This window comes from Serratia sp. CY38905 (assembly GCF_052168875.1).
Taxonomy (GTDB): domain Bacteria; phylum Pseudomonadota; class Gammaproteobacteria; order Enterobacterales; family Enterobacteriaceae; genus Serratia; species Serratia sarumanii.
Window position 1 is genome coordinate 1,058,606 of record NZ_JBJNLV010000001.1, and the last position, 23,425, is coordinate 1,082,030.

Here is a 23,425-nt window from a genome sequence, read left to right on the forward strand (position 1 = left end):
TTGAAGAGGCGACATAACATGCAACTCCCACACTGCCCGAAGTGCAACTCCGAATACACCTACCAGGACAATGCCCTGTTCATCTGCCCTGAGTGCGCCCACGAGTGGAGCGACAGCGCCCCGGCGGAAGATCAGGACGCGCTGATCGTCAAAGACGCCAACGGCAACCTGCTGGCGGACGGCGACGCGGTCACCGTGATCAAAGACCTGAAGGTCAAAGGCAGCTCCTCGATGCTCAAGATCGGCACCAAGGTGAAAAACATTCGCCTGGTCGAAGGCGATCACAACATCGACTGCAAAATCGATGGCTTCGGCCCGATGAAGCTGAAATCCGAGTTCGTGAAAAAGAACTGATTCCCAGCGGCCTTGTTCTGTGATGACGCGGCGGGCTTTGCGCCCCGCCGCGTTTTTTCCTTCTCTTCCCTTGAATTTCGCCGACGGCGCACAGATAGATCAGCGGTAAACTTGCGCCGTTGCGGCGCACCATGAATAATTCAAGAAAGAGAGTATTCAGGCTCGCCCTGAACGCGCGCGTCCCGGACGCGCTATGTGACATCAACCAGGCCCGATGTGACCTAGAGGAATAGTTTGAACGTCGCAACACAAGAAATTTTGTTAGAGCCCGCAGACAACAAGCGTTTGCTCAGCCTGTGCGGCCCGTTTGATGACAACATCAAACAACTCGAGCGCCGATTGGGCATCGAAATCAATCGCCGCGACAACCGTTTCAAGCTGGTCGGCAAAAACCTGTGCGTGGCCGCCGCCGCCGATATCCTGCGCCATCTGTACGTGGATACCGCGCCGATTCGCGGCGTGATCCCGGATATCGATCCGGAGCAAATCCATCTGGCCATCAAAGAGAGCCGGGTGCTGGAACAGGTAGCCGACAGCGTGCCGGATTACGGCAAGGCGGTCACCATCAAAACCAAGCGCGGCATGGTGAAACCGCGCACGCCCAACCAGGCGCAGTACATCGCCAACATTCTCGATCACGACATTACCTTCGGCATCGGCCCGGCGGGCACCGGCAAGACCTACCTGGCGGTCGCCGCCGCGGTAGATGCGCTGGAGCGCCAGGAAATTCGCCGCATTCTGTTGACCCGCCCCGCGGTCGAAGCCGGCGAAAAGCTGGGCTTCCTGCCGGGCGATCTGAGCCAGAAGGTCGATCCCTATCTGCGCCCGCTGTACGACGCCCTGTTCGAAATGCTGGGCTTCGAGCGCGTGGAGAAGCTCATCGAGCGCAACGTGATCGAAGTCGCGCCGCTGGCCTATATGCGCGGCCGCACGCTGAACGACGCCTTTATCATTCTGGATGAGAGCCAGAACACCACCATCGAACAGATGAAGATGTTCCTGACGCGCATCGGCTTCAACTCGAAGGCGGTCATCACCGGCGACGTCACCCAGATCGACCTGCCGCGCAACCAGAAATCCGGCCTGCGCCACGCGGTGGAAGTGCTGTCGGACGTGGAAGAACTGAGCTTCAACTTCTTCCACAGCGAAGACGTGGTGCGCCACCCGGTGGTGGCCCGCGTGGTCATCGCCTATGAGGCCTGGGAAGCGGCCGAACAGAAACGCAAAGACGCGATTGCCGAACAACGTAAGCGCGAGGCGCTCGCCGCCTCCGAGCAGGAGACACCATGAGCCAGGTGATTTTGGATCTGCAGATTGCCTGTGAAAGCGGCGACGGCCTGCCGGATGAGGCCACCTTCCAGCGCTGGCTGGAAGGCGTGCTGCCGCAATTTCAGGAAGAGGCCGAGGTGACCGTGCGTCTGGTTGACGAAGCGGAAAGCCACGAGCTGAACCTGACCTACCGCGGCAAAGACAAGCCGACCAACGTGCTCTCTTTCCCGTTCGAGGCCCCGCCGGGCATCGAGCTGCCGCTGCTCGGCGATCTGATCATCTGCCGCCAGGTGGTTGAACAGGAAGCGATTGAGCAAGGCAAGGCGCTGGAGGCCCACTGGGCGCATATGGTTGTCCACGGCAGTCTTCATCTGCTAGGGTATGACCACATCGAAGACGATGAAGCCGAAGAAATGGAGTCTTTGGAAACCGAAATCATGCACGGACTGGGCTATCCTGATCCGTACCTGGCGGAAAAAGACCCCGTCTGACGTCAGCCGTTTACCCTACAGCCCCCTGCGGGGCTGTCGCTGACGCCCCTTAACTCTGACATGAGTGACAGTAACGAAAACGCCATGAGCGACGACCATTCACAAAGCAATGACAGCCCCAGTCCCAAGAAGGGGTTCTTTACTCTTATCCTTAACCAGCTGTTCCACGGCGAGCCCAAAAACCGTGGCGATCTGGTCGAGCTGATCCGTGATTCCGAACAAAACGACCTGATCGATCCCGATACCCGCGACATGCTGGAAGGCGTGATGGATATCGCCGAGCAGCGCGTGCGCGACATCATGATCCCCCGCTCCCAGATGGTGACGCTCAAGCGCAACCAGACGCTGGAAGAGTGCCTGGACGTGATTATCGACTCCGCCCACTCGCGCTTCCCGGTGATCAGCGAAGACAAAGATCACATCGAAGGCATTCTGATGGCCAAGGATCTGCTGCCGTTCATGCGCGCAGACTCCGAGCCGTTCAGCATCGACAAGGTGCTGCGCACCGCGGTGGTGGTGCCGGAAAGCAAGCGCGTCGACCGGATGCTGAAAGAGTTCCGCTCCCAGCGCTATCACATGGCGATTGTCATTGACGAATTCGGCGGCGTGTCCGGCCTGGTCACCATCGAAGACATTCTGGAACTGATCGTCGGCGAGATCGAAGACGAATACGACGACGAAGACGATCTGGATATCCGCCAGCTCAGCCGCCACATGTACACCGTGCGCGCGCTGGCCCCGATCGAAGACTTCAACGAAGCCTTCGGCACCCATTTCAGCGACGACGAGGTCGATACCATCGGCGGTCTGGTGATGCAGGCCTTCGGCCACCTGCCGGCGCGCGGGGAAACCATTGAAATCGAAGGTTACCTATTTAAAGTTGCCATGGCCGACAGTCGACGTATTATCCAGGTTCATGTAAAAATTCCGGACGATTCTCCACCACCGAAACTGGAAGATTAAATCCAACATGGCTAAAGCCTCATTACTTGAACGCCAGCGGGTTCGCGCCCTGCTGGCGCTGTTGTCAGGTGCCGGCGGGACGCTGGCGTTCTCACCCTACGACTTCTGGCCCGCGGCCATCGTCTCCCTGTTCGGCCTGCTGGCCGTTACCCTCAATCGCACCGCCAAACAGTCCGCCCTGCTCGGCTTTGTCTGGGGCTTCGGGCTGTTCGGCAGCGGCATCAACTGGGTGTATGTCAGCATCGCCGATTTCGGCGGCATGCCTTTCGCCGTCAACGTCTTCCTGGTGGTGCTGCTCGCCGCTTACCTGTCGCTGTATACCGGGCTGTTCGCCGGGCTGTTGACGCGCCTGTGCCCGGCCACCCGCTGGTGGCGGCTGGCCATCGCCGCGCCGGCGCTGTGGCAGGTGACCGAATTCCTGCGCGGCTGGGTGCTGACCGGCTTCCCCTGGCTGCAGTTCGGCTACAGCCAGATCAACGGCCCGCTGAAGGGCATCGCGCCGCTGCTGGGCGTCGACGCCATCACCTTTGTGCTGATGGCCATCGCCGGCCTGCTGGTGTACGCCGTCAATCAGCGCCGCCTGTCGGCTGCGGTCATCGCCGCCGCGCTGCTGCTGTTGCCGTGGCCGCTGCGCCAGCTGCAGTGGTTTACCCCGCAGCCGGAGAAAGCGGTGAACGTCGCCATGGTGCAAGGCAACATCGCCCAGTCGATGAAATGGGATCCGAAAGCGCTGGTCAGCACGCTGCAAACCTATCTGGACGAAACCCGTCCGTACGTGGGCAAGGCGCCGATCGTCATCTGGCCGGAGTCCGCCATCCCGGATTATGAAGCCAACCAGAACGGCTTCCTGACCATGATGGACGACCTGATGCGGGCGAAGAACAGCAGCCTGATCACCGGCATCGTCGACGTGCGCGCCACGCCACAGGGCCAGCAGATCTACAACAGCGCCATCGTGCTCGGCGAGCCGACGCCGTACAGCTACCCGGACAAAAATCGCTACAACAAGCACCACCTGGTGCCGTTCGGCGAATTCGTGCCGCTGGAGACGCTGCTGCGGCCGCTGGCGCCGTTCTTCGATCTGCCGATGTCTTCCTTCAGCCGCGGCGACTATGTGCAGCCGCAGCTCAGCGTGCGCGGGTACAACCTGACGGCGGCCATCTGCTACGAAATCGTGCTGGGCCAGCAGGTGCGCGATAACTTCCGCCCGGACACCAACTTCCTGCTGACCATCTCCAACGATGCCTGGTTCGGCCACTCCATCGGCCCGTGGCAACACTTCCAGATGGCGCGCATGCGGGCGCTGGAGCTCGGCCGGCCGCTGCTGCGCAGCACCAATAACGGCGTCACCGCCGCGGTGGACGCGAACGGCGAGGTGATCGCCGAGATCCCGCAGTTCACCCGTCAGGTGCTCGAAGTGAAGGTCACGCCGACCACCGGCGTCACGCCTTATGCGCGCTTCGGCGCCACGCCGCTGTGGGTGATTACCCTGCTGCTGGGCGGCTGGGCGCTGATGTTGGGCCTGCGCCGCAAATAATCCTCTCCGTCGGGGCGCGCCCGCCGCGCCCCACTTTCCCGTCAATATCCCCACCTAAGTCAGAAAATACCGTTAAATCAACGCGGCTGGCACACTCCTTGCTTTTATCTATGGCGACCTCGCGCGCCGGTTTACTTTTGCTGACGTTTTGTCGCACCTGCGCACATTTTGGGTGCGTCGAGCGCACCGCACGAGTGCGTCAGCGTTTTGTTGCATTGATTTGGTGCGCGCGGCGTCTCAAAAAATGAAACATTTTAGTTTCAAGATATTCACAATCGGTTATTTTTTAACGGCTATCCGTTCTAAGACTATCTTTATAACTTGAGCAATAAATAGTCGGTTTAACCTGACGCTCTTTAGTCAGAGCCACCACAACAGCAAAGGAGTTGGACCATGCAAATGCGTAAATTGGCGTTATCGTTACTGCTGCTCGGTATGGCAGGTAGCGTGGCGCATGCGGAAGACCTGACCGGTACGCTGAAGAAAATCAAAGACAATGGCGTGATCGTTGTCGGCCACCGCGAATCGTCAGTGCCGTTCTCCTACTACGACAACCAACAAAAAGTTGTGGGCTACTCTCAGGACTACTCCAACCAAATCGTTGAAGCCGTTAAGAAAAAGCTGAATGCACCGAATCTGCAGGTGAAAATGCTGCCGATTACCTCGCAGAACCGCATCCCGCTGCTGCAAAACGGCACCTATGATTTCGAGTGCGGCTCCACCACCAATAACCTCGAGCGCCAGAAACAGGCCGCCTTCTCCGACACCATTTTCGTGGTCGGCACCCGCTTGCTGGTGAAAAAAGGCTCCGACATCAAAGACTTTAAAGACCTGGCAGGCAAACCGGTGGTGGTCACCTCCGGCACCACCTCCGAAGTGCTGCTGAACAAGCTGAACGACAGCGGCAAGATGAACATGCGCATCATCAGCGCCAAAGATCACGGCGATTCCTTCCGCACTCTGGAAAGCGGCCGCGCCGTAGCCTTCATGATGGATGACGCCCTGCTGGCGGGCGAGCGCGCCAAGGCCAAGAAACCGGATCAGTGGGAAATCATCGGCACGCCGCAGTCGAAAGAGGCCTACGGCTGCATGCTGCGTAAAGACGACCCTGAGTTCAAAAAACTGGTCGATGACACCATCGCCCAGGCGCAAACTTCCGGTGAAGCGGCCAAGTGGTTTGACAAATGGTTCAAACAGCCCATCCCACCAAAACAGCTCAACATGAACTTCGAACTGTCGGACGACATGAAGCAACTGTTCAAAGAGCCTAACGACAAAGCGTTGAACTAAATAGAACAAAAGCCGGGGCGGCCGCCAGGCCAAACCGGCCCAGTTGATGACTGGGACAGACAGGAATGAGGGGGGCCGTTCCCCTCCCTCATTTTCCCCAAGGCGCGCCACCGACATCCGTACACAACAAGCCAGCCAGACTGGCCGCGCGGCGATCGGCGCTCATCAAGTCATCAATCTTCGGCGCCCTGCGCCCGTTTATCGGAGTTTGTTATGTCAATAGATTGGAACTGGGGTATCTTCCTGCAGCAGGCCCCGTTTGGGAACACCACTTACCTCGGCTGGATCTGGTCCGGCTTTCAGGTCACGGTGGCCCTCTCCGTCTGTGCATGGATTATCGCTTTCTTCGTCGGTTCGCTGTTCGGTATCTTGCGTACCGTGCCCAACCGCTTTCTTTCCACTCTCGGCACCTGTTACGTCGAGCTGTTCCGCAACGTGCCGCTGATCGTGCAATTCTTTACCTGGTATCTGGTGATCCCCGAGCTGCTGCCGGTCAATATCGGCACCTGGTTCAAGACCGAGCTGGATCCCAACGTGCAGTTCTTCGTCTCTTCCATGCTTTGTCTGGGGCTGTTTACCGCCGCCCGCGTTTGCGAGCAGGTGCGCGCCGCCATTCAATCCCTGCCGCGCGGCCAGAAAGCCGCCGGGCTGGCGATGGGCCTGACGCTGCCGCAAACCTACCGCTACGTGCTGTTGCCGAACGCCTACCGGGTGATCGTGCCGCCGATGACCTCGGAGATGCTCAACCTGGTCAAAAACTCCGCCATCGCCTCCACCATCGGGCTGGTGGACATGGCCGCGCAGGCCGGCAAGCTGTTGGATTACTCCGCACACGCCTATGAATCCTTTACCGCCATCACGCTGGCTTATATCGGCATCAACGCCGTTATCATGCTGTTTATGCGTCTGGTCGAAAAGAAAGTGCAGTTGCCTGGCAACCTGGGGAGTAAATAATGTACGAATTTGACTGGGCGTCGATCGTCCCAAGCTTCCCTTATCTGCTGCAGGGCATGGTGATCACGCTGAAGATCACCGTGACCGCCGTCGTGGTCGGCATCCTGTGGGGCACCGTGCTGGCGGTGATGCGCCTGTCGCCGTTCAAACCGATCAGCTGGTTCGCCACCCTGTACGTCAACCTGTTCCGTTCGGTGCCGCTGGTGATGGTGCTGCTGTGGTTCTATCTGGTGGTTCCAAGCTTATTACAACAGGTTCTAGGGCTGTCGCCGAAAACCGATATTCGCCTGATCTCGGCTATGGTAGCCTTTTCCCTGTTTGAAGCGGCTTATTATTCGGAAATCATCCGCGCCGGCATTATCAGCATCTCGCGCGGCCAATCTTCCGCCGCGCTGGCGCTGGGCATGACCCACTGGCAATCCATGCGGCTGGTGATCCTGCCGCAGGCGTTCCGCGCCATGGTGCCGCTGCTGCTGACCCAGGGCATCGTGCTGTTCCAGGATACCTCGCTGGTTTACGTACTGAGCCTGGCCGACTTCTTCCGCACCGCGTCGACCATCGGCGAACGCGACGGCACCCAGGTTGAAATGATCCTGTTCGCCGGCTTTGTCTATTTTGTTATCAGCCTCGCCGCCTCGGCGCTGGTAAGCTATTTGAAGAAAAGGACTGTTTGATGATATCCCTGAAAAATGTTTCCAAGTGGTACGGTCACTTTCAAGTGTTGACCGATTGCACCACCGAAGTGAAAAAAGGCGAAGTGGTCGTCGTCTGCGGTCCTTCAGGTTCCGGCAAGTCCACCCTGATCAAAACCGTCAACGGCCTGGAGCCGATCCAGCAGGGAAGCATCCTGGTGAACGGCACGCCGGTCAACGACAAGAAAACCAACCTGGCGCAGCTGCGCGCCAAGGTCGGCATGGTGTTCCAACACTTTGAACTGTTCCCGCACCTGTCCATCATCGACAACCTGACGCTGGCGCAGGTAAAAGTGCTCAAACGCGATAAGACCGCCTCGCGCGAGAAAGGCCTGAAGCTGCTGGAGCGCGTCGGCCTCACCGCCCATGCCAACAAATTCCCCGGTCAGTTGTCCGGCGGCCAGCAGCAGCGCGTCGCCATCGCCCGCGCGCTGTGCATGGATCCGATCGCCATGCTGTTCGATGAGCCGACCTCGGCGCTCGATCCGGAAATGATCAACGAAGTGCTGGACGTGATGGTCGAACTGGCGAACGAAGGCATGACCATGATGGTGGTGACCCACGAAATGGGCTTCGCCCGCAAGGTGGCGAATCGCGTGATCTTTATGGACGAAGGCAAAATCGTCGAAGACCGCAACAAAGACGATTTCTTCAACAACCCTGAATCCGATCGCGCCAAGGACTTCCTGGCCAAGATCCTGCACTGATCGCGCAGTCCCCTAAACCCAAGCGCCCCAAGGGGCGCTAGTTTTTCGGCGCCCATGCGCCTGAATGCCCCTCATTGCCGCCTCAACAAAGTTAGGATTTATCTTAAACCCCTCGTCGCGATGACCGTAAACAACGCGCGATCCTGCAGGCTGTCCTACCTTTGATGATTAACTCACCCATCAGAGAGGCTGGCATGATTCAACTGGTACAAGCGGAGTACAACATCAAATCCGGTTATCCGATTGTTCGACGCACGTTGGAAGACAAGAAGAAACTGATTGAAAAACCGGGTTTCGGGCCGGAGTCCTGCTGCGCCACCATCGAATACCAGCTGCGCGGCAGCACTCGCTATGCCTTTGGCAATAGCCAGATGAAAATGGAGATGCCGCCGGATATCTACACCCATAACTGGGTCAAGCTTCATGCCGAAATGGCCGCGCTGGTTGCGGCGATAAGGCGCATCGAACGCTTTGACGCCGATAAGGAGCAGGTGCCGATCACCAACGTGTATATCGAGCTGCGCCCCTGCGAGGCCAACTGCATGCAGGCACTGCAAAATATCTTGCCCGACGGCACTACCGTCTATTACTCCTTCTTGCACCCAACCGAGGTGGAAGAATGGAAACGCAGCGCTCATGAACTCTGCGGTGTCTGAACGCCTTATCCCGTCGTGCTAACGCCCGGCACTAAAAGCGCTTGTTTCTCCCCGGTTTTGATCCGATGCTCGCTGGATAACAAACAGAGGAGAAAGAACATGCCCCGCCCTATTATCATCGATTGCGATCCCGGCCTCGACGACGCCATCGCGCTGGCCATGGCGCTGCGTTCGCCGGAGCTGGACGTCAAAGCCATCACCACCTCCGCCGGCAACCAGACGCCGGAGAAAACCCTGCGTAACGCGCTGGGCCTGTTGACCCTGATGGGGCGCGAGGACATACCGGTCGCCGCCGGCGCCGGCGGCCCGCTGATGCGCGAGCTGGTGATCGCCGACTATGTCCACGGCAAAACCGGCATGGGCAACACCCACCTGCCGACGCCGACCCTCAAACCCGATCCCCGCGGCGCCGTCGAACTGATCGCCGACCTGCTGCGCGCCAGCCCGCAGCCGATAACCCTGGTGGTGACCGGCCCGATGACCAATATCGCCCTGCTGTTGGCCCAGCATGCCGAACTGAAAAGCCGCATCGAACGCATCGTATTTATGGGCGGCGGCATGAACGCCGGCAATACCACGCCGGTCGCGGAGTTCAACATCTTCGTCGATCCCGAAGCCGCCGAAATGGTGCTGAAATCCGGCGTGCCGCTGACCATGGCCGGCCTGAACGTCACCCATCAGGCGCTGGTGTTGCCGCAGGATATCGAACGCATTCGTCAGATAGCCAATCCGGTCGCGCAGGCGGTCGCGGAGATGCTCGATTTTTACCTGCCGCTGTATCTCAGCCACCCGCGCGGCCTGCCCGGCGCGGCGATGCACGATCCCTGCACCATCGCCTGGCTGCTGGCGCCGCAGCTGTTTACCGGCGTAGAGCGCTGGGTGGGGGTGGAAACCAAGGGGGAATACACCGCCGGCATGACGGTGGTGGACTATTTCCAGCAAACCGGCAACGCGGCCAACGTGGAAGTGCTGACCGGCATCAACCGCGAAGGCTTTATCGATCTGCTGGCCGAGCGCGTAGCGCGTTATTGATCCCATCGGGGCGCATTCGCGCCCCTAGTTCAATTTTTTTGATTTAACTCAGCGAATTTTTGCGCTATCACTGTTCCTGGCTTGCCTCTACCATGCGTTTACACCGACTGACATCGTTACCGATTAGACTTCGCCTGGAGATAAGCCAATGAGCCGCGTACTGGTCCTGAAATCAAGTATTCTGGGTGAATATTCCCAGTCTGGAAAATTAGTCGATTTTTTTGTTGAACAATGGCGTGAAACTCACCCTGAAGACAGGTTCACCGTGCGCGATTTGGCCAACCCGACGCTGCCGGAGCTGGATGGTGAAGTGATGGCCGGTTTTACCGCCGGCGATAAACCGCTGACGCCGCACCAGCAAAGCACCCTGGCGCTGTCCGATGAGCTGATTGCCGAGCTGAAGTCGCACGACACGCTGATCATCAGCGCCCCGATGTACAACTTCAACATCCCGACGCAGCTGAAGATCTACTTCGATCTGATTGCCCGCGCCGGTCAGACGTTCCGCTATACCTCCGCCGGCGCCGAAGGGCTGGTGACAGGCAAGAAAGCGATCGTCATCTCCAGCCGCGGCGGCATCCACGCCGACACGCCGACGGATCTGATCACGCCGTACGTGAAGCTGTTCCTGGGCTTTATCGGCATCACCGACGTTGAATTCGTGCTGGCGGAAGGCTTCGCCTACGGCCCGGAAGCGGCGGAGAAAGCCGCCCAGGACAGCCGCATCGCGGTCGCGCAGAAAATCCCGGCCGGCGTCGCCGTACCGGCCAGCGCACCGGCGCAGGCGCAAGCCGCCCCGGCCACCGTCAGCGGCGGTTTCCTCAGCAACCTGCTGAAGAAACTGTTCCGCTAAACGCCGGCCTTAGCGTTCCCCGCCCTGCCGGGGAGCGCCATCAAGGTTCAAACGGCCGCCGCTGGAACTGGTCGTGGCCGCATTTCGGGCACAGCGGCAGCACCTCCGGCGTGTAGAACGCCAGGTGGTAGTGACACTGCTCGCACACCAGATTGCCCAGCCCCACCACTTCACCGCTGTGGTAAACGCCGTGGTGGCTGACATCCTTGAACACCTCGCGCCACTCCAGCTGGGTTTTGTCGGTGATATCCGCCAGTTCCTGCCACAGGCTCTCTTTGATCACCCGCATAAACACGCTGTCGGTAAACTCGTCCCGGCTCTCCTGATAGCTGCGGGCGAACTCTTCCAGATCGCGCCGCACCGCCTGCGTCACCTGCCGCACCTCATCGCGGGTCAGATCCTCGGCCTCGTTCAACCGCCGCTCCGCGCTGGCCACCAGTTCGTCGATATCGCGTTCACCGTTTTTCAGGCGTTCGGTCAGCGATGCCACCAATTCGCGGTAATACTGAGCAACCTTGTTCATAGACTCTCCTCGATAAACGCTGCGCCGGACTTGGCTGTAGGGATACCCCTAAGCTACTTGTTCTTATTTTAGCCGTAAATGACTGATGTCACTTGGCAAGACGCGGGATCCGCAGGTTGTGAGCCGCGTCATGACGACGCTTTTTTTAAATGCGCCGAGTCAGGCGCTTGGAGTTGTTGCCGGGAGGCCTTATCAGCTATGCTATGCGGATCTACGAATACTAAATGTTCATTGCGTTGCCTCTGACCGGGGCAACGGTTTACACCTACAGGACCACCGGCCGCCATGCAAGAGCAATACCGTCCAGAAGACATAGAATCGAACGTACAGCTTCACTGGCAAGAGAAGCAGACTTTCAAAGTTACCGAAGACGACAGCAAGGAAAAGTACTACTGCCTATCCATGCTGCCTTACCCGTCCGGCCGACTGCACATGGGCCACGTTCGTAACTACACTATCGGCGACGTGATCTCGCGCTATCAGCGCATGCTGGGCAAAAACGTGCTGCAGCCGATCGGCTGGGATGCGTTCGGCCTGCCGGCGGAAGGCGCGGCGGTGAAAAACAACACCGCACCGGCCCCGTGGACCTACGACAACATCGAATACATGAAGAACCAGCTGAAACTGCTGGGCTTCGGCTACGACTGGGATCGCGAAATCGCCACCTGCCAGCCGGAATACTACCGCTGGGAACAGTGGTTCTTCACCAAGCTGTATGAAAAAGGCCTGGTCTACAAGAAGACCTCGGCGGTGAACTGGTGCCCGCACGATCTGACCGTGCTGGCCAACGAACAGGTTATCGACGGCTGCTGCTGGCGCTGCGACACCAAGGTCGAGCGTAAAGAGATCCCGCAGTGGTTCATCAAAATCACCGCCTACGCCGATCAGCTGCTGAACGATCTGGACACGCTTGAAAGCTGGCCGGAGCAGGTGAAAACCATGCAGCGTAACTGGATTGGCCGCTCCGAAGGCGTGGAAATCACCTTCGACGTGGCGGACAGCGAAGAGAAGCTGACGGTTTACACCACCCGTCCCGACACCTTCATGGGCGCCACCTACGTGGCGGTCGCCGCGGGCCACCCGCTGGCGCAACAGGGCGCGCGCAACAACCCGGCGCTGACCGACTTCATCGACGAATGCCGCAACACCAAAGTTGCCGAAGCCGAAATGGCGACGATGGAGAAGAAAGGCATGCCGACCGGCCTGTTCGTTGTCCATCCGCTGAGCGGCGAGAAGCTGCCGGTGTGGGTCGCCAACTTCGTGCTGATGGAATACGGCACCGGCGCCGTGATGGCGGTACCGGCGCACGACCAGCGCGACTGGGAATTCGCCACCAAATACGATTTGCCGATCAAACCGGTGATCCTGAACCTCGACGGCAGCCAGCCTGACGTGAGCGCCGAAGCGATGACCGACAAAGGCGCGCTGTTCAACTCCGGCGAGTTCGACGGCCTGGACAATGAAGCGGGCTTCAACGCCATCGCCGACAAACTGGTCGCCAAGGGCGTAGGCCAGCGCAAGGTCAACTACCGTCTGCGCGACTGGGGCGTTTCCCGTCAGCGTTACTGGGGCGCGCCAATCCCGATGGTGACGCTGGAAGACGGCACCGTGATGCCGACGCCGGAAGACCAGTTGCCGGTGATCCTGCCGGAAGACGTGGTCATGGACGGCATCACCAGCCCGATCAAGGCCGATCCTGAGTGGGCGAAGACCACCGTCGACGGCCAGCCGGCGCTGCGTGAAACCGATACTTTCGACACCTTTATGGAGTCTTCCTGGTACTACGCGCGCTACACCTGCCCGCAGTATGACCAAGGCATGCTGGATCCGGCCGCCGCCAACTACTGGCTGCCGGTCGATCAATATATCGGCGGCATCGAACACGCCATCATGCACCTGATGTACTTCCGCTTCTTCCACAAGCTGATGCGCGATGCGGGCCTGGTAGATTCCGACGAGCCGGCCAAGCGCCTGCTGTGCCAGGGCATGGTGTTGGCCGACGCCTTCTACTACACCGGCAACAGCGGCGAGCGCGTCTGGGTGTCCCCGGTTGACGCCACCGTCGAGCGCGACGACAAGGGCCGCATCATCAAGGCCACCGATCCGCAAGGCCGTGAACTGGTCTATGCTGGCATGAGCAAAATGTCGAAGTCGAAAAACAACGGCATCGACCCGCAGGAGATGGTGGAAAAATACGGCGCGGACACCGTGCGTCTGTTCATGATGTTCGCTTCACCGGCAGAAATGACGCTGGAGTGGCAGGAATCCGGCGTGGAAGGGGCTAACCGCTTCCTGAAACGCGTGTGGAAACTGGCCTACGATCACGTGGAAAAAGGCGCGGTGCAGCCGCTGGACGTAACGGCGCTGAACGAAGATCAGAAAGCGCTGCGCCGCGATCTGCACAAAACCATCGCCAAGGTGACCGATGACATCGGCCGCCGTCAGACCTTCAACACCGCGATCGCCGCCGTGATGGAGCTGATGAACAAGCTGGCCCGCGCACCGCAGGAGAGCGAGCAGGATCGCGCGCTGCTGCAGGAAGCGCTGCTGGCCGTGGTTCGCATGCTGTATCCGTTCACCCCGCACGTATGCTTCACGCTGTGGCAGGCGCTGGGCGGCGAAGGCGACGTGGACACTGCGCCATGGCCGGTTGCCGACGAGCAGGCGATGGTCGAAGACTCCAAGCTGGTGGTGGTGCAGGTGAACGGCAAGGTTCGCGCTAAAATCACCGTATCCGCCGATGCGACCGAAGAGCAGGTGCGCGCGCGCGCTGCCGAAGAGCATCTGGTGGCTAAATATCTGGACGGCGTCACGATTCGCAAAGTGATCTACGTTCCGGGCAAACTGCTTAACCTGGTTGTGGGTTAACACAAGGAGGAATTGTGCGACAACGCATTCTGACGCTGTTGCTGGGGTTGGCGGTGCTGGTCACCGCCGGCTGCGGTTTTCACCTGCGCGGCACCACGCAGGTGCCTAATGAAATGAAAACGCTGATCCTGGACAGCGCTGACCCTTACGGCCCGTTGACGCGCTCGGTGCGCGAACAGCTGCGTCTGAACGACGTGACTATCGTCAGCGATCCGAAGCGTAAAGACGTGCCTTCCCTGCGCATCGTCGGCGCGACGGAAAGCCAGGATACCGCTTCGATCTTCCAGGACGGTAAAACCGCCGAGTACCAGATGGTGCTGACCGTGCAGGCGCAGGTGCTGATCCCGGGCCATGACCTGTATCCGCTGTCGGTGAAAGTGTTCCGTTCCTTCTTCGACAACCCGTTGACCGCGCTGGCCAAGGACTCCGAACAGGAGATCATTCGCCAGGAAATGCGTGAGCAGGCGGCGCAACAGCTGGTGCGCAAACTGCTGGCCGTGCATGCGGCGGAAGAAGATAACCGGCAGAAAGCCGCTGCCGCCGGTGAACGAGCGGCAAGCCAAACCGCACAATGATCCGCATTTATCCGGAACAACTTGCCGCGCAGCTCCGAGAGGGGCTGCGCGCTTGTTATTTATTGAGCGGCAATGAACCGCTGCTGCTGCAGGAGAGCCAGGATTTGCTCCGGCAGGCCGCGCAACAGCAGCAGTTCAGCGAGCACTACAGCATTTCCCTCGACGCCCATACCGACTGGGACGCCATCTTCGGCATCTGCCAGGCGATGAGCCTGTTCGCCAGCCGCCAGACGCTGCTGCTGATCTTCCCGGAAAACGGCCCGACGGCGCCGATCGGCGAACAGCTGACCAAGCTCGCCACGCTGCTGCACGAGGATATCCTGCTGATCCTGCGCGGCCCGCGCCTCACCAAAGCGCAGGAAAACAGCGCCTGGTTCAAGGCGCTCAGCCCGCACGGCGCCCTCGTCAGTTGCCAGACGCCGGAACAGGCGCAGCTGCCGCGCTGGGTCGCCACGCGCGCCAAGGCGATGAAGCTGGAGTTGGACGACGCCGCCAATCAGCTGCTGTGCTACTGCTACGAAGGTAACCTGCTGGCGCTGTCGCAGGCGCTGGAGCGGCTGTCGCTGCTGCACCCGGACGGCAAGCTCACGCTGCCGCGCGTCGAACAGGCGGTGAACGACGCCGCCCACTTCACGCCGTTCCACTGGCTGGATGCCCTGCTGGCCGGCAAGAGCAAGCGCGCCTGGCATATTTTGCAGCAGCTGCAGCAAGAAGACGTGGAGCCGGTGATCCTGCTGCGCACCCTGCAGCGCGAACTGCTGCTGTTGCTGACGCTGCAGCGCCGCATGGCTTCCGCGCCGCTGCGCACGCTGTTCGATCAGCACAAGGTCTGGCAGAACCGCCGCCCGCTGGTGACCCAGGCGCTGCAACGCCTGTCCGGCCCCCAGCTGCAGCAGGCGGTACAGCTGCTGACGCAAATCGAGCTGACCCTCAAGCAGGACTATGGCCAGTCGGTCTGGCCGGAACTGGAAACCCTGTCGATGCTGCTGTGCGGCAAACCCCTGGCCACGAGTTTTACCGATGCCCACTAACCCGGAACACCCCACCGTTTTGCACGCGCTGTTCGGCGGCACCTTTGACCCGATCCACTACGGCCACCTGCGGCCGGTGGAAGCGTTGGCCGCCGAAGTGGGCCTGAATCGCGTCACGCTGCTGCCTAACCACGTGCCGCCGCACCGCCCGCAGCCGGAGGCCAATGCGCAGCAGCGCCTGAAGATGGTCGAGCTGGCGATCGCCGGCAATCCACTGTTTGCCGTCGACGATCGCGAACTGCACCGCACCACCCCCTCCTACACCATCGAGACGTTGGAAACGATTCGTAAAGAGCGTGGCGCCGCCCAGCCGCTGGCGTTTATCATTGGTCAGGACTCGCTGCTGACGCTGCATAAGTGGCACCGCTGGCAGGCGCTGCTGGACGTGTGTCATCTGCTGGTGCTGGCGCGCCCGGGCTATAACGATCGCATGGACACGCCGGAACTGCAGCAGTGGCTGGAACGCCATCGCACCGCCGACCCGGCGCTGCTCAGCCGTCGCCCGCACGGCCATATCTATTTGGCCGATACGCCGGAGCTGGAAATTTCCGCCACCGAGATCCGTCAGCGCCGCCATCAGGGCCTCAACTGCGACGACCTGCTGCCACGCCCGGTGCAGCGCTATATCGAGTTGCAGGGTTTATATCGCTAGCGAAAGGTGCGTGATATACTGCGCCGCTATTTTTCAGGTATCCGCTGAAAACCCCGGAAACCTTAGCTGGCCGGGCAGTCACCAGTTAGCTGGCTTTCAGCGGCAGCCTGCCGAAACCATTATCCGGTTACGCCGCGGCGCGCGCATTTTGCCCGCCGCAGCCGACTGAACAGAACACACCCGAGGGGGAACCTTTGCAAGGTAAAGCGCTCCAAGATTTCGTCATCGATAAAATCGATGATCTGAAAGGCCAAGACATTATCGCTCTGGACGTCCAGGGCAAATCCAGCATCACCGATTGCATGATCATCTGCACCGGCACCTCGACTCGCCACGTGATGTCGATCGCCAGCCACGTGGTGCAGGAATCCCGTGCCGCGGGCATGGAGCTGTACGGCATGAAAGGCCAGGAAGCCTCCGACTGGATCGTGGTCGATCTGGGCGAAGTGATCGTACACGTGATGCAGGAAGAGAGCCGTCGCCTGTACGAGCTGGAAAAACTCTGGAGCTAAGCGGTGAAACTGCAATTGGTGGCGGTCGGCACCAAAATGCCAGACTGGGTGCAAACCGGCTTTATGGATTACCTGCACCGCTTTCCCAAAGATATGCCGTTTGAGCTGACCGAGATCCCGGCGGGCAAACGCGGCAAAAACGCCGACATCAAGCGCATTCTGGACAAGGAAGGCGAACAGATGCTGGCGGCGGTGGGCAAAGGCAACCGCATCGTTACGCTGGATATCCCAGGCACGCCGTGGGAAACGCCGCAGCTGGCGCAGCAGCTTGAACGCTGGAAGCAGGATGGCCGCAACGTCAGCTTACTGATCGGCGGCCCGGAAGGGCTGGCGCCCGCCTGCAAAGCCGCTGCCGAGCAAAGCTGGTCACTGTCTCCGCTGACGCTGCCGCATCCTTTGGTGCGCGTCCTGGTGGCCGAAAGCCTCTACCGCGCCTGGAGTATTACTACAAATCATCCTTACCACCGGGAATAGCCGGTGGTGACCGTGACAGAGTGAAATAAAGCAGCGGGATGAAAATAGAACGTAACCCTTTTCGCGACTATACGGCTGAATCCGCCCTGTTTGTACGCCGCGCCCTGGTGGCGTTTCTGGGCATCCTGGTGCTGTCCGGCATCCTGATCGCCAACCTGTATAATCTGCAAGTGCTCCGCGTCGAGGATTACCGCACCCGCTCCAACGAAAACCGCATTAAGCTGGTGCCCATCGCGCCCAGCCGCGGCATTATCTACGATCGCAACGGCACCCCGCTGGCGCTCAACCGCACCATTTATCAGCTGGAGCTGATGCCGGAGAAGGTTGACGATCTCAAAGCCACGCTGCAGGCGCTGCGCACGGTAGTCGATCTGACCGACGACGACATCACCAATTTCGAAAAAGAGCGCAAGCGTTCGCGCCGCTTCGTCTCCATTCCGGTGAAAACCGCGCTGACCGAGGTGCAGGTCGCCCGCTTTGCGGTCAATCAGTTCCGCTTCCCCGGCGTGGAAGTGAAAGGTTACCAGCGCCGCTACTATCCTTACGGCTCCGCCCTCACCCACGTCACCGGCTACGTGTCGAAGATCAACGACCGCGACGTCGAACGCCTGGACAAAGACGGCAAACTGGCCAACTACGCCGCCACCCACGATATCGGCAAACTGGGCATCGAACGCTATTACGAAGACACGCTGCACGGCAAAACCGGTTACGAAGAGGTTGAAGTCAACAACCGCGGCCGGGTGATCCGCCAATTGCACGAGCAGCCGCCTTCCGCCGGTCAGGACGTCTACCTGACGCTCGATCTTGAGCTGCAGCGCTACATCGAGCAGCTGCTGGTGGGCAGCCGCGCCGCGGTGGTGGTGAGCGATCCGCGCACCGGCGCCATCCTGGCGATGGTGTCCAACCCGAGCTACGATCCGAACCTGTTCGTGGACGGCATTTCCAGCAAGGATTATCAGGGGTTGCTGAACGATCCGAATCGCCCGCTGATCAACCGCGCCACGCAGGGGGTTTACCCGCCCGCGTCGACGGTGAAACCTTATATCGCAGTGTCGGCACTCAGCGCTGGCGTGATCACCAAGAACACCGTGGTGTTCGATCCCGGCTGGTGGCAACTGCCCGGCTCGGAAAAACGCTTCCGCGACTGGAAAAAATGGGGCCACGGCCGCCTGAACGTCACCAAGGCGCTGGAAGAGTCCGCGGATACCTACTTCTATCAGGTCGCCTATGACATGGGGATCGATCGGCTGTCGAGCTGGCTGACCAAATTCGGTTATGGCCAGTACACCGGCATCGATCTGGCCGAAGAGCGTTCCGGCCTGATGCCGACGCGCGAATGGAAGCTGAAACGCTATAAAAAACCGTGGTATCAGGGCGACACCATTCCGGTGGGCATCGGCCAGGGCTACTGGACCGCCACGCCGATCCAGATGGCCAAGGCGCTGAACACCCTGATCAACGACGGCACCGTCAAAACGCCGCACCTGCTGCAGAGCACCCGCGTCAACGGCGCGCTGGTGCCGTTCAAACAGGAAGAGAGCACGCAGATCGGCGATATTCACTCCGGCTTCTGGGAAATCGCCAAAGACGGCATGTACGGGGTGGCCAACCGTCCGAACGGGACGGCGCGCAAGTACTTTGCGGACGCACCTTATAAAGCCGCGGCGAAATCGGGTACCGCACAGGTATTCGGCTACGAAACCTACAACGCCCACAAACTGGCGGAGCACCTGCGCGATCACAAGCTGATGACCGCCTTCGCGCCGTTCAACAACCCGACGGTGTCGGTCGCCATCATTCTGGAAAACGGCGGCTCCGGTCCGGCGGTGGGCACCATCACCCGCCAGATCCTCGACCATATCATGCTGGGCGACAACAATACGCAATTGCCAAGCGAGGCCCCGCTGCCGCCTGGCGTAGAAGGTGACTAAGGTAGAACATGACTGAAAGCCAACAAAAAGGCTCGATCTGGACCAAAATCCACATCGACCCGACGTTCCTGCTGCTGATCCTGGCCCTGCTGGTCTACAGCGCCTTCGTGATGTGGAGCGCCAGCGGCCAGGACATCGGCATGATGGAGCGCAAGATCGGGCAGATCGTCATGGGGCTGATCGTGATGGCCGTCATGGCGCAAATCCCACCGCGCGTGTACGAAAGCTGGGCGCCCTATCTGTATATTTTCTGCGTGATTTTGCTGATCCTGGTGGACGCCTTCGGGCAGATCAGTAAAGGCGCGCAGCGCTGGCTGGATCTCGGCGTGGTGCGCTTCCAGCCGTCGGAAATCGCCAAGATCGCCGTGCCGCTGATGGTGGCGCGCTTTATGAACCGCGACGTCTGCCCGCCTTCGCTGAAAAACACCGCCATCGCGCTGGTGCTGATCTTCCTGCCGACGCTGCTGGTGGCCGCGCAGCCGGATCTGGGCACCTCGATCCTGATCGCCGCCTCCGGCCTGTTCGTGCTGTTCCTGTCGGGCATGAGCTGGAAACTGATCGCCGTCGCCGCCGTCGCGCTGGCGGCCTTTATCCCGGTGCTGTGGTTCTTCCTGATGCACGGTTATCAACGCGACCGCGTAATGATGCTGCTCGATCCGGAAAGCGACCCGCTCGGCGCCGGCTACCACATCATTCAGTCGAAGATCGCCATCGGCTCCGGCGGCCTGTCCGGCAAGGGCTGGCTGCACGGCACCCAGTCGCAGCTGGAGTTCCTGCCGGAGCGCCATACCGACTTTATCTTCGCCGTGTTGGCCGAAGAGCTGGGGCTGATCGGGGTATTGGTGCTGCTGGCGCTCTACCTGCTGGTGATCATTCGCGGGCTGATGATCGCCGCCAAGGCGCAAACCACCTTCGGCCGCGTGATGGTTGGCGGCTTGATGCTGATTTTGTTCGTTTATGTCTTTGTTAACATCGGTATGGTCAGTGGCATTTTGCCGGTAGTTGGCGTACCTTTGCCTCTGGTCAGTTACGGGGGTTCGGCGCTGATAGTGTTGATGGCCGGTTTCGGCATCATCATGTCGATCCACACGCATCGGAAAATGCTGTCTAAAAGTTTATAAGAGGTGAGTAATGCGTAAGGAATGGCTTTGGATCGGCGTTGCGGCGGTGTTGCTCTCCGCCTGTACCGCCCCGACCACGGAACAGCAGGCGCCACAGCAGCCGTACAACGGCCCGGTGGTGGAAATCGGTGGCGTCGAGCCTCAATATGAACCCTATAACCCTAACAACATGCAGGATTATAAGGTTAATGGCGATACTTACCGCATCGTAAAAGATCCGCAGAACTTCTCGCAGACCGGCCTGGCGTCCTGGTATGGCGAAGAGGCCAACGGCAACACCACGGCGCTGGGTGAGCAGTTCGATCCCAACGGCCTGACCGCGGCGCACCCAACGCTGCCAATCCCAAGCTATGTGCGCGTCACCAACCTGGCCAACGGCCGTCAGCTGGTGGTGCGCGTCAACGATCGCGGGCCATACACCAAGGGCCGCATCATCGATCTGTCGAAAGCCGCCGCCGACCGCCTCAACCTGTCCAACAACACCAAGGTCAAAGTCGATTTCATCAACGTGGCGCCGGACGGCACGCTGAGCGGCCCGGGCACCATCGGCACCATCGTGGCGAAACAGAGCTACGCCCTGCCGGCACGCCCGGATCTCGGCGCCAGCGGCATGGGCACCCCAATCCAGCAGGACGTGCCGGTCGCCGGCGGCGCGGCGGTGCGCCCGATCGATAACAGCACCCTGCGCACCGACGATGGCGCTCCGGCAAACGCCGGCAACGGCCGCAGCGGTTTCCTCGGCGCGCCAAGCGCAGTACCGGCCGGCGTACTGGAAGGTTCCGAACCTGAAGCCGCCGCCGTGGCCGCTCCGGTTGCGGCCGGCGCTGCGGCGGCCGGCATGGCGGCCGCTTCTTCCTCCGGCGGTTACGTGGTGCAGGTCGGTGCGCTGAGCAGCGCCGAGCGCGCCCAGAGCTGGCAGCAAAGCCTGAGCCAACAGTTTGGCGTGCCGGGCAAAGTGGCGGCCAACGGCAACGTTTATCGCGTCCAGCTCGGCCCGTTCAGCAGCCGTCAGCAGGCGGCCCAGCTGCAGCAACGCCTGGCCAGCGAAGCGCAACAACAGTCTTTCGTTACTGCTGCACCCTAAGCGTTATGCCCGGCGGGCATTCGCGGCTGATAAGCGGTTATTTAGCTGAAACATTTTCTTGCAGCTAAAAGGTCTTTAACCGCGATTAGTCAGATGAATGGATAATGCCTGCCGGGATCGCATCTGCTATAGTGTGGCTCGTTTTTTAACTTTACTTTCACGGATGTTGTAGTCCCGATCATGAAACAAGTAACTTCTTTTCGCTTAATCAAAAGCATCGCACTCGGCACCGTTATCGCAATGAGCGCAGCCTCCGTTGCACATGCCGATGACGTTAACATCAAAACCATGATCCCAGGTGTCCCGCAGATCGATGCGGAAGCGTACATCCTGATTGATTACAACTCCGGCAAGGTGCTGGCCGAGATGAACGCCGACGCGCGTCGCGATCCGGCCAGCCTGACCAAAATGATGACCAGCTACGTCATCGGCCAGGCGCTGAAAGCGGGTAAAATCGGCCAGGACGATCTGGTGACCGTCGGTCAGGACGCCTGGGCGACCGGCAACCCGGTGTTCAAAGGCTCCTCGCTGATGTTCCTGAAGCCGGGCGATCGCGTGCCGGTCTCCAAGCTGACCCGCGGCATCAACCTGCAATCCGGTAACGACGCCTGCGTGGCGATGGCCGACTACGTCGCCGGCAGCCAGGACGCGTTCGTTAACCTGATGAACACCTACGTCAGCAAGCTGGGCCTGCAGAACACCCACTTCCAGACGGTACACGGCCTGGATGCCCAGGGCCAGTACAGCTCGGCGCGCGACATGGCGCTGATCGGCCAGGCGCTGATCCGCGACGTGCCGGACGAGTACGCGATTTACAAAGAAAAAGAGTTCACCTTCAACAATATCCGCCAGATGAACCGCAACGGTCTGCTGTGGGATAACAGCCTGAACGTCGACGGCATCAAAACCGGCCACACCGACGCGGCGGGTTACAACCTGGTGGCTTCGGCGACCGAAGGCCAGATGCGCCTGATCTCCGCCGTGATGGGCGGCCGCACCTACAAAGGCCGCGAAGCCGAGAGCAAGAAACTGCTGACCTGGGGCTTCCGCTTCTTCGAAACCGTGGCGCCGCTGAAGGTCGGTAAAGAGTTCGCTTCCGAGCCGGTCTGGTTCGGCGATGCCGACCGCGTTGAGCTGGGCGTGGACAAAGATGTCTACCTGACCATCCCGCGCGGCCGCATGAAAGATCTGAAGGCCAGCTATGTGCTGAACACGCCGGAAATTCACGCGCCGCTGGCGAAAAACCAGGTGGTCGGCAGCATCAACTTCCAGCTGGACGGCAAAACCATCGACCAGCGTCCGCTGGTGGTGATGAACGAAGTGAAAGAAGGCGGTTTCTTCAGCCGCATCGTGGACTACATCAAACTGATGTTCCACCACTGGTTCGGTTAACGGTTGAAACGGGCGAAATTGGCCCCATATAGTGAATAACACTAACTCCCGCCCCGGCGGGAGTTATACTTTATAGATTAGCTAGCACTCTGGAGCGCACGCACATGCAAAAAACTAAACTGAACGAACTGCTCGAATTCCCTTGCCCGTTTACCTACAAGGTGATGGGCCTGGCGCAGCCTGAGCTGGTTGACCAGGTAGTTGAAGTGGTGCAGCGCCATGCGCCGGGCGACTACAACCCGCAGGTCAAGCCGAGCAGCAAAGGCAACTACCACTCGGTCTCCATCACCATCAACGCCACTCACATCGAGCAGGTCGAAACCCTGTACGAAGAGTTGGGCAACATTGAAATTGTTCGCATGGTGCTGTAATTCCAGCATAAACCCCTGCTTATCAACCCGGGATGGCGCAGCGTCTTCCCGGGTTGCGCATTTTTGGTCAGCGAAAGGCTGGCCGCAGAC

Annotated in this window: 24 protein-coding genes; 23 read left to right on the forward strand and 1 reads right to left on the reverse strand. The window is 60.0% G+C overall.

Annotated features, from left to right (window positions below; translation table 11 throughout):
- The first annotated feature begins 18 nt into the window (after window positions 1–18).
- The 12 genes from ACJ8MK_RS05355 to ACJ8MK_RS05410 all read left to right on the forward strand — a co-directional run bounded on the left by ACJ8MK_RS05355 (window position 19) and on the right by ACJ8MK_RS05410 (window position 10,798).
- Window positions 19–354: a zinc ribbon domain-containing protein YjdM gene (locus ACJ8MK_RS05355; RefSeq protein WP_004939967.1), complete on the forward strand. Its 336-nt coding sequence runs from the start codon at window positions 19–21 to the stop codon at window positions 352–354.
- A 234-nt stretch (window positions 355–588) separates the two neighbouring features.
- Window positions 589–1,644: a PhoH family protein gene (locus ACJ8MK_RS05360; RefSeq protein WP_033637443.1), complete on the forward strand. Its 1,056-nt coding sequence runs from the start codon at window positions 589–591 to the stop codon at window positions 1,642–1,644.
- A complete protein-coding gene (gene ybeY, locus ACJ8MK_RS05365; RefSeq protein WP_033637441.1) occupies window positions 1,641–2,114 on the forward strand; it encodes an rRNA maturation RNase YbeY in 474 nt (157 codons plus the stop codon). The genes ACJ8MK_RS05360 and ybeY overlap by 4 nt, the downstream gene beginning before the upstream one ends.
- Before the next feature lie 84 nt (window positions 2,115–2,198).
- A complete protein-coding gene (gene corC / locus ACJ8MK_RS05370; protein ID WP_004939973.1) occupies window positions 2,199–3,077 on the forward strand; it encodes a CNNM family magnesium/cobalt transport protein CorC in 879 nt (292 codons plus the stop codon).
- Window positions 3,078–3,084: 7 nt separating this feature from the next.
- Window positions 3,085–4,614, forward strand: a complete 1,530-nt coding sequence (gene lnt / locus ACJ8MK_RS05375) for an apolipoprotein N-acyltransferase (RefSeq protein WP_033647194.1) — start codon at window positions 3,085–3,087, stop codon at window positions 4,612–4,614.
- Window positions 4,615–5,007: 393 nt separating this feature from the next.
- On the forward strand, window positions 5,008–5,904 hold the full coding sequence (locus tag ACJ8MK_RS05380) for an amino acid ABC transporter substrate-binding protein (protein ID WP_033637439.1): 897 nt from the start codon (window positions 5,008–5,010) through the stop codon (window positions 5,902–5,904).
- 213 nt (window positions 5,905–6,117) lie between these two features.
- Window positions 6,118–6,858 carry an amino acid ABC transporter permease gene (locus ACJ8MK_RS05385; protein WP_033647195.1) on the forward strand — a complete coding sequence of 247 codons (741 nt, stop codon included), beginning with the start codon at window positions 6,118–6,120 and terminating at the stop codon, window positions 6,856–6,858.
- Window positions 6,858–7,532: a glutamate/aspartate ABC transporter permease GltK gene (gltK, locus tag ACJ8MK_RS05390; RefSeq protein ID WP_033637438.1), complete on the forward strand. Its 675-nt coding sequence runs from the start codon at window positions 6,858–6,860 to the stop codon at window positions 7,530–7,532. Before ACJ8MK_RS05385 ends, gltK begins: the two co-directional genes overlap by 1 nt.
- On the forward strand, window positions 7,532–8,257 hold the full coding sequence (locus ACJ8MK_RS05395; RefSeq protein WP_033637437.1) for an amino acid ABC transporter ATP-binding protein: 726 nt from the start codon (window positions 7,532–7,534) through the stop codon (window positions 8,255–8,257). Before gltK ends, ACJ8MK_RS05395 begins: the two co-directional genes overlap by 1 nt.
- Before the next feature lie 194 nt (window positions 8,258–8,451).
- Entirely contained in the window at window positions 8,452–8,913 is a 462-nt protein-coding gene (locus tag ACJ8MK_RS05400; RefSeq protein WP_038877460.1) for a hypothetical protein, read from the forward strand.
- Between the two features lie 99 nt (window positions 8,914–9,012).
- Entirely contained in the window at window positions 9,013–9,945 is a 933-nt protein-coding gene (gene rihA, locus ACJ8MK_RS05405) for a pyrimidine-specific ribonucleoside hydrolase RihA (protein ID WP_060429635.1), read from the forward strand.
- Between the two features lie 148 nt (window positions 9,946–10,093).
- On the forward strand, window positions 10,094–10,798 hold the full coding sequence (locus ACJ8MK_RS05410; protein ID WP_033647198.1) for an FMN-dependent NADH-azoreductase: 705 nt from the start codon (window positions 10,094–10,096) through the stop codon (window positions 10,796–10,798).
- A gap of 40 nt (window positions 10,799–10,838) precedes the next feature.
- Here the strand turns inward: ACJ8MK_RS05410 and ACJ8MK_RS05415 are convergent, their stop codons facing one another.
- The gene (locus ACJ8MK_RS05415) at window positions 10,839–11,321 is read right to left on the reverse strand and encodes a zinc ribbon-containing protein (RefSeq protein ID WP_025301844.1); all 483 of its coding nucleotides are present in this window, start codon (window positions 11,319–11,321) and stop codon (window positions 10,839–10,841) included.
- Between the two features lie 285 nt (window positions 11,322–11,606).
- Between ACJ8MK_RS05415 and leuS the strand changes: the two genes are divergently transcribed.
- The 11 genes from leuS to ybeD all read left to right on the forward strand — a co-directional run bounded on the left by leuS (window position 11,607) and on the right by ybeD (window position 23,335).
- Window positions 11,607–14,189, forward strand: coding sequence for a leucine--tRNA ligase (leuS, locus tag ACJ8MK_RS05420; RefSeq protein WP_060443888.1), 2,583 nt, complete (start codon window positions 11,607–11,609; stop codon window positions 14,187–14,189).
- 14 nt (window positions 14,190–14,203) lie between these two features.
- Window positions 14,204–14,764 carry an LPS assembly lipoprotein LptE gene (gene lptE / locus ACJ8MK_RS05425; protein WP_033637431.1) on the forward strand — a complete coding sequence of 187 codons (561 nt, stop codon included), beginning with the start codon at window positions 14,204–14,206 and terminating at the stop codon, window positions 14,762–14,764.
- On the forward strand, window positions 14,761–15,795 hold the full coding sequence (gene holA, locus ACJ8MK_RS05430) for a DNA polymerase III subunit delta (protein WP_033647201.1): 1,035 nt from the start codon (window positions 14,761–14,763) through the stop codon (window positions 15,793–15,795). The genes lptE and holA overlap by 4 nt, the downstream gene beginning before the upstream one ends.
- Window positions 15,785–16,447, forward strand: coding sequence for a nicotinate-nucleotide adenylyltransferase (gene nadD / locus ACJ8MK_RS05435; protein ID WP_015376938.1), 663 nt, complete (start codon window positions 15,785–15,787; stop codon window positions 16,445–16,447). The genes holA and nadD overlap by 11 nt, the downstream gene beginning before the upstream one ends.
- Window positions 16,448–16,641: 194 nt before the next feature.
- Window positions 16,642–16,959: a ribosome silencing factor gene (gene rsfS, locus ACJ8MK_RS05440; RefSeq protein WP_016928774.1), complete on the forward strand. Its 318-nt coding sequence runs from the start codon at window positions 16,642–16,644 to the stop codon at window positions 16,957–16,959.
- Between the two features lie 3 nt (window positions 16,960–16,962).
- Window positions 16,963–17,433, forward strand: a complete 471-nt coding sequence (gene rlmH / locus ACJ8MK_RS05445; protein ID WP_004940002.1) for a 23S rRNA (pseudouridine(1915)-N(3))-methyltransferase RlmH — start codon at window positions 16,963–16,965, stop codon at window positions 17,431–17,433.
- A 38-nt stretch (window positions 17,434–17,471) separates the two neighbouring features.
- Window positions 17,472–19,367, forward strand: a complete 1,896-nt coding sequence (gene mrdA / locus ACJ8MK_RS05450; protein WP_033637428.1) for a peptidoglycan DD-transpeptidase MrdA — start codon at window positions 17,472–17,474, stop codon at window positions 19,365–19,367.
- 8 nt (window positions 19,368–19,375) lie between these two features.
- Window positions 19,376–20,488 carry a peptidoglycan glycosyltransferase MrdB gene (mrdB, locus tag ACJ8MK_RS05455; protein WP_004940006.1) on the forward strand — a complete coding sequence of 371 codons (1,113 nt, stop codon included), beginning with the start codon at window positions 19,376–19,378 and terminating at the stop codon, window positions 20,486–20,488.
- Window positions 20,489–20,498: 10 nt separating this feature from the next.
- A complete protein-coding gene (gene rlpA / locus ACJ8MK_RS05460; RefSeq protein WP_041033851.1) occupies window positions 20,499–21,572 on the forward strand; it encodes an endolytic peptidoglycan transglycosylase RlpA in 1,074 nt (357 codons plus the stop codon).
- A 180-nt stretch (window positions 21,573–21,752) separates the two neighbouring features.
- Window positions 21,753–22,964, forward strand: coding sequence for a D-alanyl-D-alanine carboxypeptidase DacA (dacA, locus tag ACJ8MK_RS05465; RefSeq protein ID WP_033637426.1), 1,212 nt, complete (start codon window positions 21,753–21,755; stop codon window positions 22,962–22,964).
- 104 nt (window positions 22,965–23,068) lie between these two features.
- Entirely contained in the window at window positions 23,069–23,335 is a 267-nt protein-coding gene (gene ybeD, locus ACJ8MK_RS05470) for a DUF493 family protein YbeD (RefSeq protein WP_033637425.1), read from the forward strand.
- Window positions 23,336–23,425: the final 90 nt, after the last annotated feature.

What these genes read in the sequence shown, in the direction of transcription:
- rihA (WP_060429635.1), top strand. Translation starts at nt 9,013, where the DNA reads ATGCCCCGCCCTATTATCATCGATTGCGATCCCGGCCTCGACGACGCC.
- dacA (WP_033637426.1), top strand. Translation starts at nt 21,753, where the DNA reads ATGAAACAAGTAACTTCTTTTCGCTTAATCAAAAGCATCGCACTCGGC.
- gltK (WP_033637438.1), top strand. Translation starts at nt 6,858, where the DNA reads ATGTACGAATTTGACTGGGCGTCGATCGTCCCAAGCTTCCCTTATCTG.
- leuS (WP_060443888.1), top strand. Translation starts at nt 11,607, where the DNA reads ATGCAAGAGCAATACCGTCCAGAAGACATAGAATCGAACGTACAGCTT.
- corC (WP_004939973.1), top strand. Translation starts at nt 2,199, where the DNA reads ATGAGCGACGACCATTCACAAAGCAATGACAGCCCCAGTCCCAAGAAG.
- ACJ8MK_RS05380 (WP_033637439.1), top strand. Translation starts at nt 5,008, where the DNA reads ATGCAAATGCGTAAATTGGCGTTATCGTTACTGCTGCTCGGTATGGCA.
- rlpA (WP_041033851.1), top strand. Translation starts at nt 20,499, where the DNA reads ATGCGTAAGGAATGGCTTTGGATCGGCGTTGCGGCGGTGTTGCTCTCC.
- ACJ8MK_RS05415 (WP_025301844.1), bottom strand. Translation starts at nt 11,321, where the DNA reads ATGAACAAGGTTGCTCAGTATTACCGCGAATTGGTGGCATCGCTGACC.
- nadD (WP_015376938.1), top strand. Translation starts at nt 15,785, where the DNA reads ATGCCCACTAACCCGGAACACCCCACCGTTTTGCACGCGCTGTTCGGC.
- mrdB (WP_004940006.1), top strand. Translation starts at nt 19,376, where the DNA reads ATGACTGAAAGCCAACAAAAAGGCTCGATCTGGACCAAAATCCACATC.
- ybeY (WP_033637441.1), top strand. Translation starts at nt 1,641, where the DNA reads ATGAGCCAGGTGATTTTGGATCTGCAGATTGCCTGTGAAAGCGGCGAC.
- ACJ8MK_RS05355 (WP_004939967.1), top strand. Translation starts at nt 19, where the DNA reads ATGCAACTCCCACACTGCCCGAAGTGCAACTCCGAATACACCTACCAG.
- lnt (WP_033647194.1), top strand. Translation starts at nt 3,085, where the DNA reads ATGGCTAAAGCCTCATTACTTGAACGCCAGCGGGTTCGCGCCCTGCTG.
- ACJ8MK_RS05395 (WP_033637437.1), top strand. Translation starts at nt 7,532, where the DNA reads ATGATATCCCTGAAAAATGTTTCCAAGTGGTACGGTCACTTTCAAGTG.
- holA (WP_033647201.1), top strand. Translation starts at nt 14,761, where the DNA reads ATGATCCGCATTTATCCGGAACAACTTGCCGCGCAGCTCCGAGAGGGG.
- ybeD (WP_033637425.1), top strand. Translation starts at nt 23,069, where the DNA reads ATGCAAAAAACTAAACTGAACGAACTGCTCGAATTCCCTTGCCCGTTT.
- ACJ8MK_RS05410 (WP_033647198.1), top strand. Translation starts at nt 10,094, where the DNA reads ATGAGCCGCGTACTGGTCCTGAAATCAAGTATTCTGGGTGAATATTCC.
- ACJ8MK_RS05385 (WP_033647195.1), top strand. Translation starts at nt 6,118, where the DNA reads ATGTCAATAGATTGGAACTGGGGTATCTTCCTGCAGCAGGCCCCGTTT.
- mrdA (WP_033637428.1), top strand. Translation starts at nt 17,472, where the DNA reads ATGAAAATAGAACGTAACCCTTTTCGCGACTATACGGCTGAATCCGCC.
- ACJ8MK_RS05400 (WP_038877460.1), top strand. Translation starts at nt 8,452, where the DNA reads ATGATTCAACTGGTACAAGCGGAGTACAACATCAAATCCGGTTATCCG.